The sequence below is a fragment of the Candidatus Poriferisodalis sp. genome, from assembly GCF_965221945.1.
Lineage (GTDB): Bacteria > Actinomycetota > Acidimicrobiia > Acidimicrobiales > Poriferisodalaceae > Poriferisodalis.
Genome location: NZ_OZ244925.1, coordinates 828,339 through 848,380 on the forward strand (window position 1 = coordinate 828,339; position 20,042 = coordinate 848,380).

Below are 20,042 nucleotides of genomic sequence, written 5' to 3' on the forward strand. Positions count from 1 at the left end.
GGCGAATAGTTCGCGGAGACGCTCCAAAGTCCTGCTCCTTGACATGTGCAGCCGAGCCACCGCGGTCACCTAGCCAGTCGCACACAATACCGGGTGGCATTGTGCGCTCGGTGTCATGTGAACCATCCAGAAACCGCTACCGAGGGCCCCGCTACCGAGGGCGAGAGGTATAGCCTCGCTGGGCTAGCTCCGGCCGCCCCAGTAGAATGCGAGTTCGAAGCGCGGGCGTGACGACGATGTCGACGACGCGTACGAACGCCTCCATGATGCGATCCAGCCCGAGGAAACCGTCGTTGTCCGTACAAACTGTTCGGGCGTCACGCCATGCGATCGACATCGTCGCCCGATGACGACACTGGTGACCGGCGGCGCCGGCTACGTAGGCAGCCATACCGTCGCAGCGCTGCACGCCGCTGGCAGGGACGCGGTGATTCTCGACGACTTCTCGAATGCCCAACGCGGTGTCGTAGTGGCGCTCCGCAGGTTGACCGGGAGGCGGCTCGAATTCGTCGATGGAGATGCCGCTGATCGCTTGACGGTTCGGCGGATCTTTGATGCCTATGACATCGATTCCATCATTCACTTCGCGGCACTGAAGAGCGTTCCCGAGTCGGTTTCGGAACCGCTGCGGTATTACAGGAAGAACCTCGACTCGACACTGACGCTCATTGAGCTGGCGACAGAGCGTGGAGTTTCACGCTTCGTATTCAGCTCCTCCGCAGTTGTGTACGGCTCAGCTGAGGAATTGCCCATCACCGAAGAAATGCCGGTGGTTCCCGAGAGTCCTTACGGCGCCACGAAACTCATCTGCGAGCGCATCCTCGCTGACGCCGCAGCCGTCTCGCAAGTGCGGACAGTGCTCCTGCGGTACTTCAATCCTGTCGGGGCACATCCCTCCGGGCTTATTGGTGAGAATCCGCTCGGCGAAGCACAAAACCTGGTGCCAGTCGTCATGCAAGTAGCTCTGGGCACACGTTCCAGACTGGAGATCTACGGCGACGACTACGACACCCCCGATGGCACTCCCATCCGCGACTATGTGCACGTCATGGACCTCGCCGAGGGCCATGTCGCCGCCCTCAATGCCGACCTCGGTAACCACAGCAGCCGGGTGTTCAACCTCGGAACTGGCGTCGGTACGTCGGTAAACGAGGTCGTTCGGGCGGCGTCGGAGATCACTCAGCGGGAGATTCCGTTCGACGTTGTGGCGCGCCGGCCCGGCGATCTTGCAGAGTCTTGGGCGGACTGCAGTCGAGCTGCCGCAGAGCTCGGATGGAGTGCCCAGCGGGACCTCAGGCTCATGCTGGCGGACCATTGGCGATTCCTCTGCAGACACGCGCAAGGGCTGTCGTAAGGGGCGCGAGGTCAGTCTCGCGGCGATTCGTCTCCGGCCAGCAGTGGGTCACGCGGCTCAGGGAAGAACCCGGCGAAGGCGAGGTCGCACCCTTCGCGGACTTCATGGGCTTGTTCTTCGAAGTACGCGTCGTTGACTCCCCACGTGTGCGCATCGCCGTGCCGCACCAACACATAGCCCTTGCCATGAGTGCGGTAGAGGCGACGTCCGCTGGCAACGACATCTTCGATCAAGGCCTTGTCGACCCCAGACGGGATTTCCTGCCAGCCAAGGATGGAGTCGAGGTCGTTACGGGAGATGATCATCGCGCCGCCGGCCAAGCTGAGTTCGGAGCTAAGCCGTTCGGCGCCGCCTCGAAAGCGGTGGATCGTGCGGTTGCTGCGTTCCAGATAGACGTACTCGGCCGCCTTCCCGACGAGGCATGCCCGTGAGTATTCGTGGGCGAGCACGAGATCCCACACATGTTCGGAACCGTAGAAGTCATCGTCGTCGAATTTGGTGAGCAAGGTGCCCGACGAAGCCTCTACGGCCGCATTCAGCACGGCGCCGAGCGGTGCGGAAGCGGGCACTGGAACGACCTTGCTGGCGATGGGCAGTCGCCGTTGAAGGCCATCAATCTCAGCATGGTCGAAGCCATCGCCATGCAGGGCCAACACCAATTCGATGTGTGGGTAACTCTGTATCGCCACACTCTTGATGGCAGATTCGACCAGCGCTGGACGGCAGGTCGCCAGCAGAACTGAGACCAGAGGCGGCGCGGGTGCCTCGAGGTCAGCGACAGCGAACACTTGGCGGGCTCGAACTCGAAGCGAATGGTTCCGCAACGCCTCGCGTCGCATGGCCACACTGAGCGATTCCCTCTCCTGTTCGCTTGACATTGGGATCTTGGGGTCCCTCATCAACGTGTAGAGATCGGGCCCGAGCAGTGTTCGGAGATTCGGATCCTCGTCGATGACGTGAACTACGACGCCGCTTGCAGCGAGCGCGGCAAGCGACGCGGCTCGCCGTGGAGTGCTCTCGTGATAAAGCCCGATGTCGACCACATGGTGAAATCGGCGGCAGGCCAAGATCTTGTCCGGATTTGTCGTCTTGCGGATTTCCAATTCTTCGGGCAGGAGCGCAACAGGACCAAGGGCCGCCGGCATACGACGGCACTCCAAAGACCAATTCTTAGGATTCACCTGCTCGGCGTCGAAAGCGGGCACCCGTGCAGTGGGATCGAGGTCGGCAACCTTGATGATGCGAACTGAAGCGCCGTCAGTCTCGAAAGGCGCGCCAGAGGTGTCGTCGATCAGTACGGCCCGTGTCGCGTGTCCAAGTTCGTCATCGACCCGACTCGAAGCCTCGAAGATCTCGCTCGCCGTTGTTCCGCGCGCCACAAGATGGGGTCCGAGGCGATAGGTCGCTGGTTGGATTCCCAAGGTTGACGGACCAAGGGATTGGCGTGTCCACCTGTGGGCCCGGCGGGTCTTCCACATGGTTCGTCTGGAGGCGCGCTTGGCCCAGCTTTGGGCGCGCAGGGTCTTCCACATGGTTCGTCTGGAGGCGCGCTTGGCCCAGCTTTGGGCGCGCAGGGTCTTCCACATGGTTCGTCTGGAGGCGCGCTTGGCCCAGCTTTGGGCGCGCAGGGTCTTCCACATGGTTCGTCTGGAGGCGCGCTTGGCCCAGCTTTGGGCGCGCAGGGTCTTCCACATGGTTCGTCTGGAGGCGCGCTTGGCCCAGCTTTGGGCGCGCAGGGTCTTCCACATGGTTCGTCTGGAGGCGCGCTTGGCCCAGCTTTGGGCGCGCAGGGTCTTCCACATCAGCCATCGTGCGGCTCGCCGGTGCTTCCAGGCGATCCAACGCAATCGCCACGCAAGTGCCGCCCCGACCCAGGCTCCGACGGCGCGGACGAAGTGTGTCGCTTCTTCACGACTCCGAATCTGGGCCGCTTGCCGCGAGAAGCGTCGGGACATGTCGCGAATCTTCTGGATTCGTTCAGCAGCGGGAGGCCGTGCGGCCTGCCTCACGGCATGTGTCCGGCGACGATCAGCCCGCGCAGCGGAATCTGCCGCCTTTGCTGCCTTCCGCTCTTCCCGTCGAGGCAGCGTCGGCACAGACTTCCGCGCTGGTCGCGCAGGCCGCTCGGCACCCTCAGGCGGAGGCGGCTGGCTCTTCGGTTGATTCTTCGGTGCCTCGCACGAGGCATCCGCCACAACGTGCTCCAGCGGCTTTCCCGTGCGCACGACCCGATGCACAAGGCGAGCTCGAGTGAGCGAGATCCTGTTGCCATCCGCCAAGTCCAGCGAGGTCTGCGCGGTTGATTTGAGCGTTCGACTCAGCCGCGCCAGGTCGTCCTTGGCCAATTCTGCGCCTGCAGGCACCGTGATATGGAACGCCGCTGCCGGCAGTTCCTCGGCTGCCGCGCCATCAGGCCCGAACTGCACGCGCGCATCTCCGCCAAGGAGCCGCCGGAGGCGCTCATACTCCGGGTCGTTGCCGGCGCGGCTGTGCGGAGACTCGTTGATCCAGACAACAAGGTCGTGCAGGGTGCTGCCCAGAATGCGCTCGACCGTGTCGAGCAGTGTCTCGGGATCAGCGCTGCCGGGAGTCACGGTCACCACGTACTGCGGCACCGAGAAGCTTCGGCCCGGCTTCGCCTGCCTGAAGCCGTGGTGCGCGATGAGCTGAGAGATCTTGGCCCGTTGGAGCTCGAGGCTGGCCTTCTCGTTGCTGCTCGGCGCCGCCCCCGGCCCTTGATGCCAGCACATCGCGCTGCGCGCCGGGACGAGTACGCCGCCGCGTGTAAAGGCTCGGTATCCGAATTCAGTGTCCTCGCAACCCCACTGGGTGAACGATTCGTCGTAGCCGCCCACAAGTTCGAAGAATGATCGGGAAACACCAAGATTCCCACCAGTTACGACACGAAAAAGATCGTCGGCGTCGGAGGTGAGCTCATTGGTACGCACCATGTGGAACTCGATCCATTCCGGTCTGTCGACTGCGCGGCCTTCGAACAGGTCGGACAGCGACCCGATTCGATTCCTGACGGCGTCTGCGTCGATGCCTGCAACGTCGACATGGGCCCGAAAACCGAGCGTCAGGACGTCGCTTGCGGCGTGATGCCAGCGGGCGTGCTCAGCCAGCCAGCCGGCTTCGGGCATCATGTCGCAGTCCAAGAACGCGATGATGTCGTTGGAAGCGGCTCTGACGCCGGTGTTCCGGGCCCGTGCGAGGCCGAAACCCAGATCCTCTTGGTGCACGACTCGGATTTTGAACGGGCAATGTGACGGTGTCTCCAGCGATACTCGTGAACCGTCGTCGACGACTACTACCTCGAAGAGGTCACGCGGGTACGTCTGCCTCTCGAGGGCAGCAAGAGTCAGTTCGAGAGCCTCGGGTGCCTCGAAGTAGGTAATCACAACGCTGACCGAGCGCTCTGGCACGAAGTGCTCCGCTGGAGCCGCGGGAAGCGAACGCCAGTCGTTGCCCCGGATATCGGCAGGAGGTGTGGGCTGGCTCATTCGACCAACTCCTCAGCAGTGATCAGCGTGTAGGACTCGCCAATCGCCAGCGCATTAGCTAGTGCAGCCTCAGGTATGAATTCGGGAATGCGGTCATTGCGGAGGAGCACTAAGTCCGATGCGACGACGTCGTCGAGCTTGCTCTCATCCAGCGACCACACGGGCAAATCAAGATAGTAGGAGGCCCACCGGGCTGTCGACAGGCCCGACGTGATCCAAATGAGTTGCGCCTCAGCGACTTCAGGCGCAGTCGCCGTAGCTCGCTCCAGAACCGCTCCGGCGTCGGCCGGACCGGTCAGGTAGAAGTCCCTTGTCGGTCCTGTTACGACGAAGGCCAGGGTGATCGCCGGGACCACTGCAGCGGCAAGGCCGAGCGGCCAGCGCAGCTTTGCGGCTGGGCCCTTCAGGGCACGCCGGACCCAGTCGGCAAGCGCAGCCACTCCGATGACAGTCGGAGCAAGCCAAGGGAAATTCCAGAGACGATGGATCCAAGCGCCCTGCTGGAAGACAAATGTCAGCGAAGCTGCGACAGCAAGGGTGACGAGCGCCGGGCCACGGGTGCGACGGTCGACGAACGCAGCCACGAGCGCTGGTAGCAACAGCAGCCTCAGCCACCACGAGGTCATGAGTTCGTGGCTCGCGAAACGCCACTGGCGTGACAGGAACTCCCCGAAGCTGAAGTTTCTCTGCTCGATCGCTGTCGAGACATCGGTTCCGGTGCGGAACGCGATCCGTTCGCTGAGTTCGGAGATGTCGGTGGCGTTGAGCAACCACGCTGCCGTCAGCAACCCACCTGCGACCGCGCCGGCGAAGATAGCGACAAGTGAGGGCGACCAACCGAGGCGCGCCAACTGACCGAGGCTGCGAGGTGGGGTCGAGCCTGGGTTCTCGCCCTGTCGCCGTCGCTGGATGGTTCCGATAAACAGCCAAGGCACCAGAAGGCCGAGCGAGGCGATGGCAATCCACGAGTGCAACGCAGTGAACGCCGCGAGCGCGGCGGCTCCGGCTAACGCCCACCGCGGCGGTCGCTCGATCTGACGCAATTTCGCGACCGTGGCGGTCAGGGCCAAGAGCAGCGAGAAGCTGATGCCGTGACGTGCAAAGACGTAGAAAAATCCCGTGCTCGACATGACCAACACCGCGAGCAACGTCGGTCCCCAACTCATTCCGACCACGCGCAGCAAAGCGGCCATGAGAGCGACCGTCGCTGCGCCTATCAGGAAGTCGGTGATACGCAGGGCTGGAAGATTGTCGCCGAAGACTCCGATGGAGGCGATCGTGATGAACAGTCGCAGCGGTGGGTGATGCGCATAGGTGACTGAGGCGGGGGGCGGATCCGTGCGAGGTGGGATTTCGAATTCGGCGCGGATGTATGGATCCATCACCGCGCCGAACCGGGACTCCACCGGTCCCAACTCCCAGTAGTTCCGTGCTTGGAGTCCTGCACGGCCGAAGATGCGACCATCGTCGCTGTTGCCGAGCGGCAGATCGAGATCGGGCGCCCACACAGCGAACACCCCGACGCAGATGACGGCCACCACAGTCCAACCAGAGAGAAGGCGTGTCACGCGCCGTTGGGATGTCGTCATCGTTGGCCTCTCCATCCGCATTGGTTGGGCCAGGAGAACGCGACCGAGAGGACCGCAGACTGTGACGCACCGCGAGCGGTCGAGGGAGCGCAGCGTAGCCTTGCTGTCGCATTGGCCAACGGGAGGCGTATGCCCATCGGCCCCATTTCCGAGACTGTTGAAGTCGGCGGGAGCGATAGTTTGCGGACTGCACCTTCGCCGGCCGACAGGGTGCACGACGGTAGAGCGAGCGATGGGTTGTTTCGCGTGAAGGTCCAGTCCCGCACCCAGCCACGCGTCGCGGCCAATCATGCACACGAGATGACGCTGGCTGCCCCGCCGGAATGGCATCGATCGAGCCGTCAGGGATTCCGGTTCCTCTACGTCGTCGATGCGGTGACGCTGTTCGGCCTGATGGTGGCCATCACCGTTGTGCGATTCGGCCTGGACTGGCCGACCTATCCGCGGACCCACTACCTGATCGGCTTTGCCGTCGCCACCGCCCTGCACATGACCGTCTACTACTTCGGCGGTCTGTACGAGTTCGAGCAACGGCTCGGGCATCGGCCCTGGCTTCCGCGAGCCATGCTGCTGACGTTCATGGCGGTGGGCGGCGACGCCACGGTCACCTTGTTGACGGGTCGCTACCTCATGCCACGGGGAAACCTGGTGGTGTTGGCGGTAGCCGGTGCCGTGCTGATCTCGTTCAATCGCTGGGGGGCCCGGCGCGTCCGTCAGCTGCGCACCGGCAAGCCTCGGATGCTGCTGATGGGCACCCCGGCCGATATCGACTCAGCTCGCGAGCATCTTGCCGACGCTGAGGCCGACGCCGTGGTCGTCGGCAGCCTGACCGACCCCACCCTGATCCTCCCCGAAGCAGATCGCCTGCTTGCCACCGAACTGCTGCTGTTGTCCGGACAGCCTCTCGACGCCATCTATCCCGCGCCGCTCGATGAACTGGAACTGCGCAACATCAGTGTCTTTCGCCGCATCACACCAGCTGACACGCTGCTGGGACTACAGCGCAGCCGACAGATCGGGGGCATGCCGTTTGTGGCGCTGCGGGAGCATGCATTGCCGATGTGCCGCCTGCGCTTCAAGCGACTGCTCGATCTCGCGTACCTGCTGCTCCTCGCCCCATTCACTCTGCCGCTCACCGCAGCAGTCGCCTTGTACGTGAGAATCGGTGGTGGTCGAGGTGTGCTGTATCGGCAGGAGCGAGTGGGCCGTGGAGGAGCGCCGTTCGTACTGCTCAAGTTCCGCACTATGACGCGTGACGCGGAGAGCAATGGGCCTGTGCTCGCTACCTCGAACGACCCACGGGTCATGAGAGGTATGGGTTGGTTGCGCCGCACCCGGCTCGACGAGCTGCCGCAGCTGTGGAACGTGCTGGTCGGCACGATGTCGCTGGTGGGGCCCCGACCCGAGCGGCCCCAATTCGTTGCCCGGCTGGAACGCGAGATTGCCGGTTACGGCCGACGTCACGATGTGCCGCCCGGTATCACGGGGCTCGCACAGACGCAGGGCCATTACCAAACCGATCCGGGCTACAAGCTCGGTCACGACCTGCAGTACGTCGTCAACTGGTCGCCGGTACTCGACTGGGAGATCATGGCGAAGAGCCTCGTCGTCATGGCTCGCCGCAACGCCCGGTGAGCGGCGCACAGACGGACAACGGGCGGCACGTCTCTGTGGTGATTCCGGCGCGCAACTGTGCGTCCGATCTGCCCGAGTGTCTCGATGCGGTGAGCGCGCAGACCTTTGGCGGGCCGCTGGAAGTCATCGTGGCCGTGGCGCCGAGCAGTGACGGGACCGATCGTGTTGCCTCAGAGGCCAGTTGCAAGTGGCCGCTGCAGATTGTCGAGAACCGTGCTGGCACGACGTCGTCGGGTCTCAACCTCGCGATCGGCGCTGCTGCCGGCGACGTCATCGTGCGGGTTGACGCCCAGGCCAGGCTGCCCCCTGACTACGTGGAGCGGGCGGTTGTGACCTTGGCGCGCACCGGCGCAGCGAATGTCGGCGGTGTGCAGCGGCCGGTCGGGCAGCGTGGTTTGAGTCGGGTCATCGCGGCAACCGTGTCCTCGCGGTTCGGAGGGGGCCCGGCCGCATTCCGGCACGGCAGTCACGAGGGGCCAGCCGACACCGTGTACCTGGGTGTGTTCGACCCTGCCGTGCTTGGGTCCGTGGGCGGTTTCGATGAGTCGTTGGAACGAAACCAGGACTACGAGCTGAACTGGCGCCTGCGCGAACAGGGGCATGTGGTGTGGCTCGACCCCAGCCTGGTCGTGGATTACCAGCCCCGAACCAGCTGGGCGGGACTGGCACGCCAGTACTACGACTACGGCATCTGGAAGCGCGTGGTGATCGGTCGCCACCCGCGCTCGACGCAGCCGCGGCAGCTTGCGGCGCCGGCGCTCGTAGTCGGCCTCGTGCTCTCAGCGCTCGAACTGGTGCGGGGACGTTTGCGTGGGGGGATTCTGCCCGGCGCATACCTGAGCGCCTGTGCGCTGGCCGCAGCACGCCTTGGCCCCCGCCTTCCCGCGCTCGCAGATCGCCTTCGCGGGGCCGCAGCGTTCGCCGTCATGCACCTGTCCTGGGGAGCGGGGTTTCTCGTGGGCTTTCACCGCGGGAATCGATCCGCGGAAGAGAACCTGGCCACGAGAGAATCTGCTGATCGGACGTGACGAGTGTGTGGCCACCCACGAGCGCAGTGGCGACGATAAAGCGGTCGGCAGGATCTCGATGGAAACCCTCGTTGCCGAGCCGGACCGCTCGGAGTGCCTCTTCGCCATGGAGAGGTAGCTCAATGAGGCCCTCGGCTATTCGTTCTTGGCGCCACGCTTCTGGCGCAGCGGACAACGTGAGGCGCTGCCGATCGACGAGCAGGGCGACTTCCCAGAACGTCACCATTGAGACCGCGACGGCTTCGATCGCCCATGCCTCGTCAATGAGCCTGCGCGTCGTACTGCTGAGTCGATGATCGTCCTTGAGTGCCCACAAGAACGCGTTCGTGTCGAGCAGGAGCATCAGCCCTCGGTGACCATTGCGTGTGAGTCGTCGAGATTCGCCTGCCAGGCGTCCATCTCGGCGATTGTGGATCCCTCGAAGGTCTCATCGGGGTCATAGGCGATCGACCCTTTGCACGCCCCGATAATCGATGTTCTCCGCCCGACGGGCTGGACAGGAACGAGCTTCGCTACCGGATGACCGTGCTTAGTGATGGTGATGTGATCTCCCGAGTCGCGTACATCGTCGAGGATCTTCAGGCACCTGGCCTTAAAGTCCGCGGCGGCGATCGTCCGCAGGGGACTGACCGTGCCCGGGTGGTGTTCCTCCGAGACCGGAGGCGCTGGATCTGATGCCACGAGTCTGCTCCTCGTCCGGCTCCCATCGCGTCTGGATGCATGCTAGCGAGTTGACTAGTCAGTTACTGGTCATTTTTCTCGGTCACATGTGGTTGCATCAATCTGGCGGTTGATCGCGTCCATCAAAGCCTGGATCTGATCGACCCACCGGAGGGTGGCTTCAGTTCCGAACGCGCGTCGCTCACTACGCTCACTCCCATGGCTGAGGTCGTGATCCGTAACGGGACTGTGGTGGACGGGAGCGGCGGCCCACCGCGAACGGCGGACGTGGCCATCGACGGGGGCACGATCGTCGAGGTGGGCGAGGTGGCCGCCCGGGGTCAACGCGAGATCGATGCCGACGGGCAACTGGTGCTCCCGGGCTGGGTGGACATTCACACGCACTACGACGGCCAGGCCACCTGGGATCCAGAGATGACGCCGTCGTCATGGCACGGTGTGACCACAGCGATCTTTGGAAATTGTGGCGTCGGGTTTGCCCCGGTCCGGCCGGGCACCGAGGACTACCTCATCAACCTGATGGAAGGTGTCGAGGACATTCCTGGAACCGTCCTCGCCGACGGCATCGACTTCTGCTGGACCAGCTATCCGGAGTACCTCGACGCTCTCGAAGGGACACCTCGGGTCATGGACATCGGCAGCCAGCTGCCGCATGGGGCGCTGCGGTTCTTCGTGATGGGAGATCGAGGTGCCGACCATGCCGAAGTGCCGACCGCTGATGAGCTGGACCGGATCACCACGCTCGTCACCGAGGCCTTGGAGGCGGGAGCGCTCGGTTTCACCACCAGCCGCACCACCAAGCACAAGGCTGCAGACGGTCGCCTGACGCCGTCGCTATCGGCGGGCGATCCCGAACTGGCGGCCGTCGCCCGTGCGATGCGACACGCGGATGCTGGGGTGCTGCAGGTGAACTCCGACTTCGGACCCGGCGAGTTCGCGACGCTGCGGGCTGCGGCGGAGCTCTCGGGACGCCCGCTGTCGGTCCTGTTGTTGCAGGTGGACAATTCGCCCGAGTTGTGGCGCGAGACGCTGGCGGACATCCATGCTGCCAACGCCGACGGCATCGCCGCCAACGGACAGGTGGGCTGCCGGCCGATCAGCGTGCTGCTCGGACTGGATGTGTCGGTGAATCCCTTCGGAAACCACCCGGCCTATCGAGAGATTGCCCACCTGCCGACGCCCGAGCGAGCAGCTCGCATGCGCAACAACGAGGCCCTGCGGCGCGCGCTCGTCTCGGAGCGGCCGGTCGACGGATTCAGCAAGTGGATGGATTACGCCCTCACACGCGCCTTCGAGCTCGGCGAGGTGCCCGACTATGAACCTGACCCACGTGCTTCGGTAGCCGCCCGCGCGGCGCATCTTGGCATGAGTCCATGGGAGCTGGCTCTGGATCTGTTGTCCGACGGCGACGGCGACGCCCTATTGCTGTACCCCTTCGAGAACTACACCGGCGGAAGCCTCGAAGTGATCCGCGAGATGCTGGCGGACCCCTACACGATCTGCGGGATCGGCGATGCGGGAGCGCATGTCGGCACGATCTGCGACGCGTCCTATCCCACGTACCTGCTGACCCACTGGGCTCGGGATCGCACCCGTGGCGAGGGGCTGCCCTTGGAGTACCTGGTGCACAAGCAGACCCGGGCCAACGCGCTGGCTTATGGGCTGGCCGACCGCGGCTTGCTGGCGTCGGGGTGCCGCGCCGATCTCAATATCGTCGACTTCGACGCGCTCGTTTTGGAACGGCCCCATCTGGTGTACGACCTGCCGAGCGGCGGCAAGCGCCTGATCCAGCGGTCGACGGGGTACCGGCACACGTTCGTGGCAGGAGCCGAGGTGTCGACCGACGGCGAGTTCACCGGTGCCCGTCCCGGCCGGCTCGTGCGTGGTGCCCAAGCAGACCCTGCGAACAGTTGAGGCTGTGAGCCAGGCATCAGCACCTGGCCCTGCGGCCGGCGAGCAGTCCCTCCCGCTTGTCGGCTTCGTCGTGCTCGACCTGACCATTGCTCGGGCAGGTCCCACCGCCGTGCGTCAGCTCGCGGACTGGGGCGCCGACGTGATCCGGGTCGACGCACCTGGCAGCAGTTTCGAGGAGAGCCGCGAGCATTCGCCCGACCATCTCAATATTCATCGCAACAAACGGTCTGTGGTAATCGATCTCAAGCACCCGTCAGGCCGCGACCTGCTGCACCGATTCGTGCAATCTGCTGATGTGCTGATCGAGAACTTGCGACCGACGGTCAAGTACCGGCTGGGTTTCGATTGGGAGACCTTGCACTCACTGAACCCGGCACTCGTCATGGGCTCGATCTCCGGTTTCGGCCAAGAGGGCCCCTACGCAACGCGCGGCGGCGTCGACCAGATTGCTCAGGGCCTCGGCGGGATGATGGCGGTCACTGGCTTGCCGGGGCACGGCCCAGTGCGAGCCGGTGTGGCAATCAGCGACGTGACCGCCGGGTTGCAACTGGCCATCGGCGTGCTGGTGGCGCTGATCGAACGATCCCGGACCGGCCTCGGCCGCTGGGTGCACACATCGTTGCTCGAGTCGATGATTGGCATGCTCGACTTCCAAGCCGCTCGCTGGACCGTGGCGGGGGAGGACCCGCCACAGGCTGGCAACGACCATCCCACAATGATCCCGATGGGGACCTACTCCGCAGCCGACGGGCATATCAATATCGCCGCCCCCGGAGGCCGCCTGTGGCAGGCGTTCTGCGCGGAGATCGGCCGACCGGATCTGCCCGACGACGAACGCTTCTCGTCGACCAAGTCACGCTCGGCCAACCGCACCGAGCTGAACGCCATCATCGGCGAGCGGCTCGCCGCGGTCACGTGCGACGAGTGGGTCGAGCGGCTGAACGCCGTGGGCATCCCGTGCGGGCGCGTCAACACCGTTGCCGAGGCATTCGCAGACCCGCAGGTTCAGCACCTCGGCATGGCCGCGGCGGTGCATCACCCAACTGCTGGCGACATTCGCATCGTGCGCAATGCCACCCAGATTGACGGCGTGCCTGGCGATATTCGCCGACATAGCCCGATCAAGGGCGAGCACACGGATGAGATCCTGGCCCAGTTCGGTCTGGGATCCGATGAGATCGCAGCCCTGAGAGAGGCTGGCGCCGTTCGTTAGTCCCGTCGGTCGGCAGTGAGCGCCGACCGCGGTATGTTCCCGCCCTCAGATGCCGGCGGCAGCTTCGAAGCCGGTGTCGAGGTCGGCGATGATGTCATCGATGGTCTCGATGCCGACCGAGAGTCGAACGAGGTTCGGCTCGACGCCGGTGTTGGACTGCTCTTCGGGCGTCAGCTGGCTGTGCGTCGTGCTGGCCGGATGGATCGCCAGGCTGCGCACGTCGCCGATGTTGGCGACGTGGCTGTGCAGCCGCAGGCTCTCCACGAACTTCTGGCCGGCCTTGGTGCCGCCTTCGATCCCGAATGCCAGCACTGAGCCGGCCCCCCTCGGCAGGTACTTGCGTGCCCGGTCGTTGTAGGGGCTGGAGGGCAGTCCGGCGTAGAGGACCCACTCGACCCGCGGATGGGACTCGAGGTACTGGGCGACCGCCTCGGCGTTCGCGACATGCCGCTCCATGCGCAGCGACAATGTCTCGATCCCCTGCAGGAACAGGAAAGCGTTCATGGGCGAGACAGCGGCGCCGATGTCACGGAGCAGCTGCACACGTGCCTTCAGGATGAACGAACCTGCACCGAGTGCCGGCCAGTAGGCCAGACCGTGGTAGCTGGGATCGGGCTCGGTGAACATCGCGTGCCGTCCCGAGGCCCCGAAGTCGAACGTGCCGCCGTCGACGATCAGCCCGCCGATCGACGTGCCGTGCCCGCCGATGAACTTCGTGGCCGAATGCACCACGATGTCCGCTCCATGTGCCAGTGGCTGGCACAGGTACGGCGAGGGCACCGTGTTGTCGACGACCAGCGGAACGCCGACCGAATGGGCAACCTCGGACACGCCTTCGAAGTCCAATATGTCGTTCTTCGGGTTGCCGATGGTCTCGCCGTAGAAGGCCCGCGTGTTGTCACGCACCGCAGCACGCCACGAGTCGAGATCGTCAGGATCGTCCACGAACGTGGTCTCGATGCCCATCTTGGGCAGCGTGTAGTGCAACAGGTTGTACGTGCCCCCATACAGCGACGGGCTGGCCACGATGTGATCGCCCGACTCTGCCAGGTTGAGGATCGCCAGCGTCTCCGCGGCCTGGCCGGAGGACACTGCCAGCGCGCCGGGCAAGCCGACTGCCGTGCGGATTCCGCCCTCAAGCGCACTCACCCGCTCCTCCAGCACGTGCTGGGTGGGGTTCATGATCCGCGTGTAGATGTTCCCGATCTCGGCCAGCCCGAACAGCTTTTGGGCGTGCTCGGAGCTCTCGAAGGTGTACGAGGTGGTCTGGTAGATCGGTACGGCGCGGGCGTTGGTGGCGCTGTCAGGCGCTTGGCCCGCGTGAATCATTCGGGTTTCGAAACCCCATAGCTCGTTCTGGGTTTCGATTGAGTCGCTCATGGCGACCTCCATTTCTTACGCCCCATGAGGCGGGCCATGCCTTTCTCGGCCTCGGTGCCGAGCGGCAGCACTGTACCGGTGAATCCCGACCTGTCCAGTCGGATTTTGCATGACAGATCGGTGTCGAAATATTGGTGCCAGGTTCTTGGGTGGTCTGAGCCGTCGTTCGATGCACAGCGAGCAGGACGGCTGTGCAATGAGTGCGCCGGCTCAGAACCCCGTCTGCTTGTCGACGACGCCCTCCAGCGGGCGACCTTCCCGCAATGCCACCAGATTGCGGCAGAACCGCTTCAGGTTGCGCCGTGCGCGGTGTTGGCTCGCTCCAGCGGTATGGGGTGTCATGACACAGTTGTCGAAGCCCCACAGCGGGCTGTCGGCGGGCAACGGCTCGGTGGGTGCGACATCGAGAGCCGCCCCGCCGATGCGGCCCTCGGCCAGCGCACGTTCCAGCGCCGGTCCGTCGATGATCTCGCCGCGGGTCACGTTGAGCAGGATCGCCCCATCGGGCATCAGTGCGAACATCTCGTCGTCGAACATCGCCCGGGTCGCGTCGGTGAGGGGCAAGCCCACTGCCAGCACGTCACTGGTGGCGACGATGTCGGCGAGCGCTTCGGGGCCGCCGACGCTGTCCACGCCGTCGCTGGGCGAAACCGGGTACAGGTCCATCACCTGCACCTTCATGCCGAACGCCACGGCTCGGCGGGCGAGGTGCCTGCCAGTGCCGCCGAACCCCAGAATGCCCATGGTCAGGCCCTCGAGCTCGAGTTCGCTGTAGCGCATCCGCTCTCGGTGGTCGTTGTCCCATCCCTCGGGACCGAGTTTGGTGGCCGTTGCGATGCGCCTGACCAGCGCCAGCAGCAGGCCGAAAGCGTGGTCTGCGAGGTGGCTGCCGACCAAGCCCTTCTCGCCAGTGAGCACGACGTCACTGGCGAGGAACGTCGGGTACATGAACATATCGACGCCTGATGCCGTTGCATGGATCCAGCGCAGGTTCGGCGCTGCATCGAACAGCCACTCGGGCACGATGCCGAGGATCACCTGTGCGTCTGCCGCCAAGGGAACGCCGTCTCGTGGCCGGTCCGCGATGTTCACCACGGCACCTGGCCCGGCCGCGGCACGGATTGCGGCTTCGTCAGCTTCGCTGACGTCGGGCAGCGTCAGCGTCTTGGTGACGAGCACGTTGAGCGGCCCGTCGGGCACTTCCAGAATCGTCGGTCCGGGTATTGCAGAACTCATGAGATGGTCGCCTCCACGGCTCCGATGCCGCTGTAGTGAGCCGTCCAGGTCTGACCAGATTCAACCCGGAAGCGGGCGTAGGCACCGGTGATGACGCTCTGACCCGCCTCGAGGGCCATGCCGTGCCGGTGCAGTGTGGCGGCGAGCCGGGCGATCGACAGGTAGGGGTTGTCGACCTCGTCCGCGGCCGTGCAGCTGAAGCGCTCTTCGCCATCGCACGAGACCGTCACCACGCAGCGGTCGAGATCTACGGCGGCCGGGGCGGCCACGCCGGAACCCTGCACGATGGCCCAGTTCGTCAGGTTGTCGGCGACGAGCATGGCCAGGTTCCCGCCGACGGCGACCCGCGCTTCGTTCACCTCGTAGCCGGCGCAGGCCTGTGAGATGCGGGCGGGCACCGAGGCCGGATCGACATTGTCACCGGCGATGCGCTCGCCGATCACGAAACACATCTCGGGCTCGATGCTCACCTTGTTGATCTCTGCCGACGGGATCGAGCCTGGCGATTCGAGCACGCGATTGACGTGCCCAAATGGGCGGTCATCGATACCTACGGCAGTGCGTGCGCGATCCGACGTGAGACCCACCTTCCAGCCTGCTTGCGTAGCGCCATTCGCGACCGCTCGTCGCTGCATCTCGCACTGGATCCCAAGCCCGTCCTCGAAGCCCAGATCGGCAAATACCCCAGTCGGCACGTCACCGCCGTTCGCGTAGAAGCCCGAGAGCGCGTCGGCTGCGGCGAGCTGTCCGGGGTTGAGCTGCCTTGGCGGGGTCACAGCGGCGCACCTTAGAGGCCGGGCGGCTCGTGAGTACAGCGAACACGAGCGGGAGATCAGGTTCCGCTGCCCGGTCTTGGCACGCACCTACAGATGTCCGGGATCGTCCTTCGCGATGCATGGCGCTCGCCGTAGTGTGAACCCATGAGATTGCAACTGGCGCTCAACGTGGACGACATCGACGAAGCAGTCGACTTCTACTCGCGCTTGTTCGGCGCGGAACCTGCGAAGCGGCGCGACGGGTACGCCAACTTCGCTATCGACGAACCGCCGCTGAAGCTGGTGCTGTTCGAGTCGCCGGGCGACGGCGGCACGATCAACCATCTCGGCGTCGAGACCACGTCGGACGATGAGGTGTTTGCAGCGCAACGGCGCCTCACCACGGCCGGCCTAGAGACGACCGGCGTCGACGAGACCATGTGCTGCTACGCCGACAAGGTCGAGACCTGGGTCACCGATCCGGCCGGTGTCGAATGGGAGTGGTACGTCAAAACCGGCGACAACGAGGTCCGCGACAACGTGGTGGTTGCCAACCCGGTCGCTTCCAGTTCAGGCGCTGCCCCCTGCCGCTGCCCCAGCTGAGTTCAACTCCGGCTGCTCCTGCGGGGAGGCTGAGCCGATAGGCAGCGAAGCCGTGGCCCGAGCGGCCCGTGAGCGCAGCGAACGAGAGCGGAAAACAGCAGGTTCGACAACCGAGGGATTGCCTATCCGCGCTCCTGCTAGGACTGCGGACGGCGCTCGCGCAAGAGCACTTCCTGGGCGATGGTCGCGATGTGGCGGCCATCGGGGGAGAAGAGGTTCCCGACCGTCATCCCGCGGGCGCCCGTGAGGCCGTGGCAGTCGAATTGGTACAGATGCCATTCGTCGGCCCGCATGGGGCGGTGGAACCACATGGCGTGGTCCAGCGATGCACCCATGAACGTCTCCTGGTACCGCTCGCGGGTCACCTGCAACGGGTGCAGCGATCGAGCGGCGTTGAACTGGATCGCGTCGGACGTGAACGCCAGGCCGCAGATGTGCAGGCGGGGATCGTCGTTGATGGGGTCGACGATGCGTACCCAGCCCATCGATTGGCCGGCCCCGGGATAGCTGACCAGCGGTCGGCGCTCCATGATCCAGGGCCACCGTTCCTCGTCGGTGTTGCGGCAATCCTCCGGATCGGGTGCTAGCGGGATTCGCGCCGTCTGTACTTGGGCATCCTGCTCGGCAACGTGGAACGAGCACGACAGGTTCAGGATTGCGCCACCGCTTTGCCGGGCGACGACGGCACGTGTGCAAAACGATCGCCCGTTGCGTAGCCGGTCGACTTCGTAGCGGACCGGCTCGTCGAGCGTGCCGCCGCGGATGAAGTACGCGTGGACCGAATGCGGCACGAACGTCTCGTCTACCGTCTGGAATGCCGCCCACAGGCCTTGAGCAATGACCTGGCCGCCATAGATGCGGCCCCACATGTACTCCGGACTCACCCCGACGTAGGTATCGGGACCGTGTTCTTCGAGGAACATCACCTCGCCGTAGGTGGTGGGAAGAGTGCCCATGCAAGCGCGTGTCTACAGCATTCCCTTTCGGGAATCGCGCCATGGCACATCGCGGTCGAGGCGCGGCTCGCCCGGCAAGCCGAGCACCCGCTCGCCCAGGATGTTGCGTTGGATCTCGTCGGTGCCGCCCCGGATCGACATCGACGGTGCCGTCACCGTCTCGATGTAGCCGTGACCGTCTTCGAGCATGCCCGCAGCGCCAGCGGCGCGATTCGCCAGATAGGCGCGTCGCTTGTACGACGAAACCGTTCGCAGCTTCGCGCCGCTGCCGGCCGGCCCGGGACTGCCGCCTGACCGAGCCTCGTCGGCCGCCCGCTGCACCGTCCAGCGCGACGCCATGTCTGCGGCGTAGACGGAAACTGCCTCGGCTCGCCGGACATCGCCGCCCAACGCCTCAAGTTTGACGAGGTCGGCGATCCACGGCGGGACACGGGTTCCCCGCTTCGCACCGTCACCGCCTCCCCTGCTGCCGGCTCCGGCCCGTTCGTGCCCCAGGATCGTCATGGCAACCCGCCAGCCTTCGCCCACATCGCCGACGCGCCACTCGTCAGCCACGACAGCGTCGTTCACGAACACCTCGCTGAAGTGCGCGTCATTGTTCATCTGGCGCAGCGGCCGTACCTCGACTCCGGGCGCGTCCATGGCCACCACGAACATCGTCAGGCCCTTGTGCTTGGGCTGTGCGGGGTCGGTGCGGGCCAAGCAGATTCCCCATTCGGCCCACATCGCACGGCTGGTCCACGTCTTCTGGCCGCCCAGACGCCACACATCGCCGTCTCGCTCAGCGCTCAGGGCCACGTTGGCGAGGTCCGAGCCAGCTTCGGGCTCGGAAAACATCTGGCACCAGATTTCGGCTCCTGACGCGATCGGTCGCAGCCAGCGATCCTGCTGCTCGGCGGTCCCGTGCGCCAGCAGGGCGGGGCCAACCATGCCGAGCCCGATTGCGAACGGGTACAGGTCGGGCACCACGTACTCGCGCAGTACGGAGCCGATGAGCTGGTTCTCGGCCGGGGACACATCCCGGCCGCCGTGGATGGCCGGCCAGGTCGGTACGTGCCAGCCGCCCTCCACGGTTGCGGCCAGGTAGGCCCGACCGTTGTCGAGGTCGTCGCTGCCTGCCCCCATCGAGGTCGGCCGAGTCTGGTCGGTGCGGCGTTCAAGCAGGCCGTCGAGTGCCGCTCGAATGTCGTCGGCGACCAGAGCGCTGGCTGGCTTCGACGAGGGATTCGCCATCAGCTGCGGGTGAAGTTCGGCGTGCGGCGCTCGTTCATGGCGCTGACGCCCTCGCGCCAGTCGTTGGTGGTCCGCAGCCGATCCTGCTCGGCCTTCTCGTTGTCGGTCGCAGCCTTGATGGCGTCCGCCAGGTGGCCCCGCATCGTGTTCCGGATGGACTCGACGGCTAGCGGAGCAGACCCTGCGATCTCGCAGGCCAAGTCGTACGCAGCCGAGCGCAGTCCCTCCAGCGGCACCAGCTTGTCCGCCAGACCGATCTCGACAGCTTCGTCACCCTTGACTCGCCTGCCCGTGTAGAGCAGCTCCATTGCTCGCTGGTGGCCGACCAGCATTGGCAAGGTGACGGTCAGCCCGAATCCGTGATGGAAGCCCAGCCGGGCGAAGTTGGCAGTGAAGCGGGCCTCGGGCGCGGCGACGCGGAAGTCCGGGAAGCACGCCACGCCGAGTCCGCCGCCGACTGCAGCGCCCTGGACGGCCCCGACCACTGGCTTGCGCTTCGAGAAGAGGTCGAAGGCAGCGTCGTAGAGGTGCCGCGGGCTGCCGTCAGCGTTCGTTGCTGTGATCTCGCCTCCGCGCCCCCCGGAACCGAATTGGGCGCCAGCGCAAAAGTTCTTGCCCTCGGCGCACAGCACGCTGGCTCGGCAACCGTCCTCTGCGTCGAGGTCACCGAAGGCGGCGACCAACCCGTCGATCAGCTCCAGATCGAAGAAGTTGTGCGGTGGCCGGTGGATCTCCACGACCGCCACGTGGTCGTCGCTCAGCTTGACCGAGATGTCCCCGTACTGGCCGAATTCGTCGAATGCGCTGTCAGCGGTGTCAAGTCCGTTCATGACGGCGAGCGTAGATGCGCCGCCCGCGGAGCGCTCAGGTCACCGGATGCTCCATCACTGCCATGCCAGCCGTCGTGGGACGTCGCCTTGCGCAGATTCCCGAAGGGTCGTCAAGTCGTCAGCGTCGGCAGC

The 20,042-nt window shown here is 65.1% G+C and carries 16 protein-coding genes; 6 read left to right on the top strand and 10 right to left on the bottom strand.

Annotated elements, in window-relative coordinates:
- Positions 1–346 precede the first annotated feature (346 nt).
- Positions 347–1,354: a UDP-glucose 4-epimerase GalE gene (gene galE, locus ACOQPH_RS03850; RefSeq protein ID WP_420623416.1), complete on the top strand. Its 1,008-nt coding sequence runs from the start codon at positions 347–349 to the stop codon at positions 1,352–1,354.
- A gap of 11 nt (positions 1,355–1,365) precedes the next feature.
- On the opposite strand, the gene ACOQPH_RS03855 is transcribed toward galE, so the two are convergent.
- On the bottom strand, positions 1,366–4,857 hold the full coding sequence (locus tag ACOQPH_RS03855) for a glycosyltransferase family 2 protein (RefSeq protein WP_420623417.1): 3,492 nt from the start codon (positions 4,855–4,857) through the stop codon (positions 1,366–1,368).
- The gene (locus ACOQPH_RS03860; protein ID WP_420623418.1) at positions 4,854–6,446 is read right to left on the bottom strand and encodes a hypothetical protein; all 1,593 of its coding nucleotides are present in this window, start codon (positions 6,444–6,446) and stop codon (positions 4,854–4,856) included. The genes ACOQPH_RS03855 and ACOQPH_RS03860 overlap by 4 nt, the downstream gene beginning before the upstream one ends.
- A gap of 246 nt (positions 6,447–6,692) precedes the next feature.
- Here ACOQPH_RS03860 and ACOQPH_RS03865 point away from each other — a divergent pair, with 246 nt between their 5' ends.
- Positions 6,693–8,081: a sugar transferase gene (locus ACOQPH_RS03865; RefSeq protein ID WP_420623419.1), complete on the top strand. Its 1,389-nt coding sequence runs from the start codon at positions 6,693–6,695 to the stop codon at positions 8,079–8,081.
- Positions 8,078–9,109: a glycosyltransferase family 2 protein gene (locus ACOQPH_RS03870; protein WP_420623420.1), complete on the top strand. Its 1,032-nt coding sequence runs from the start codon at positions 8,078–8,080 to the stop codon at positions 9,107–9,109. Before ACOQPH_RS03865 ends, ACOQPH_RS03870 begins: the two co-directional genes overlap by 4 nt.
- On the opposite strand, the gene ACOQPH_RS03875 is transcribed toward ACOQPH_RS03870, so the two are convergent.
- Complete coding sequence (locus ACOQPH_RS03875; protein WP_420623421.1) at positions 9,006–9,452, bottom strand: type II toxin-antitoxin system VapC family toxin; 447 nt, start codon at positions 9,450–9,452, stop codon at positions 9,006–9,008. The two genes, ACOQPH_RS03870 and ACOQPH_RS03875, sit on opposite strands and share 104 nt — an antisense overlap.
- Positions 9,452–9,790 (bottom strand): type II toxin-antitoxin system Phd/YefM family antitoxin, encoded by a 339-nt coding sequence (locus ACOQPH_RS03880; protein WP_420623422.1) that lies wholly within the window; start codon positions 9,788–9,790, stop codon positions 9,452–9,454. The genes ACOQPH_RS03875 and ACOQPH_RS03880 overlap by 1 nt, the downstream gene beginning before the upstream one ends.
- 198 nt (positions 9,791–9,988) lie before the next feature.
- Here ACOQPH_RS03880 and ACOQPH_RS03885 point away from each other — a divergent pair, with 198 nt between their 5' ends.
- Positions 9,989–11,704 (top strand): N-acyl-D-amino-acid deacylase family protein, encoded by a 1,716-nt coding sequence (locus ACOQPH_RS03885; protein WP_420623423.1) that lies wholly within the window; start codon positions 9,989–9,991, stop codon positions 11,702–11,704.
- Between the two features lie 4 nt (positions 11,705–11,708).
- Positions 11,709–12,917 carry a CaiB/BaiF CoA transferase family protein gene (locus ACOQPH_RS03890; RefSeq protein ID WP_420623424.1) on the top strand — a complete coding sequence of 403 codons (1,209 nt, stop codon included), beginning with the start codon at positions 11,709–11,711 and terminating at the stop codon, positions 12,915–12,917.
- A 45-nt stretch (positions 12,918–12,962) separates the two neighbouring features.
- Here the strand turns inward: ACOQPH_RS03890 and ACOQPH_RS03895 are convergent, their stop codons facing one another.
- From ACOQPH_RS03895 to ACOQPH_RS03905, 3 genes are all read right to left on the bottom strand, one after another.
- The gene (locus ACOQPH_RS03895; protein WP_420623425.1) at positions 12,963–14,297 is read right to left on the bottom strand and encodes a bifunctional o-acetylhomoserine/o-acetylserine sulfhydrylase; all 1,335 of its coding nucleotides are present in this window, start codon (positions 14,295–14,297) and stop codon (positions 12,963–12,965) included.
- A 210-nt stretch (positions 14,298–14,507) separates the two neighbouring features.
- Positions 14,508–15,533: a D-2-hydroxyacid dehydrogenase gene (locus ACOQPH_RS03900; RefSeq protein ID WP_420623426.1), complete on the bottom strand. Its 1,026-nt coding sequence runs from the start codon at positions 15,531–15,533 to the stop codon at positions 14,508–14,510.
- A complete protein-coding gene (locus ACOQPH_RS03905) occupies positions 15,530–16,309 on the bottom strand; it encodes a 2-keto-4-pentenoate hydratase (protein WP_420623427.1) in 780 nt (259 codons plus the stop codon). Before ACOQPH_RS03905 ends, ACOQPH_RS03900 begins: the two co-directional genes overlap by 4 nt.
- A 144-nt stretch (positions 16,310–16,453) precedes the next feature.
- On the opposite strand from ACOQPH_RS03905, the gene ACOQPH_RS03910 reads away from it, so the two are divergent.
- On the top strand, positions 16,454–16,891 hold the full coding sequence (locus ACOQPH_RS03910) for an ArsI/CadI family heavy metal resistance metalloenzyme (protein ID WP_420623428.1): 438 nt from the start codon (positions 16,454–16,456) through the stop codon (positions 16,889–16,891).
- Positions 16,892–17,028: 137 nt separating this feature from the next.
- On the opposite strand, the gene ACOQPH_RS03915 is transcribed toward ACOQPH_RS03910, so the two are convergent.
- From ACOQPH_RS03915 to ACOQPH_RS03925, 3 genes are read right to left on the bottom strand one after another with little or no spacing between them, the layout of a single operon-like run.
- The gene (locus ACOQPH_RS03915; RefSeq protein WP_420623429.1) at positions 17,029–17,847 is read right to left on the bottom strand and encodes an acyl-CoA thioesterase; all 819 of its coding nucleotides are present in this window, start codon (positions 17,845–17,847) and stop codon (positions 17,029–17,031) included.
- Positions 17,848–17,859: 12 nt separating this feature from the next.
- Complete coding sequence (locus tag ACOQPH_RS03920) at positions 17,860–19,080, bottom strand: acyl-CoA dehydrogenase family protein (protein WP_420623430.1); 1,221 nt, start codon at positions 19,078–19,080, stop codon at positions 17,860–17,862.
- A complete protein-coding gene (locus ACOQPH_RS03925; RefSeq protein WP_420623431.1) occupies positions 19,080–19,910 on the bottom strand; it encodes an enoyl-CoA hydratase-related protein in 831 nt (276 codons plus the stop codon). Before ACOQPH_RS03925 ends, ACOQPH_RS03920 begins: the two co-directional genes overlap by 1 nt.
- Positions 19,911–20,042 lie beyond the last annotated feature (132 nt).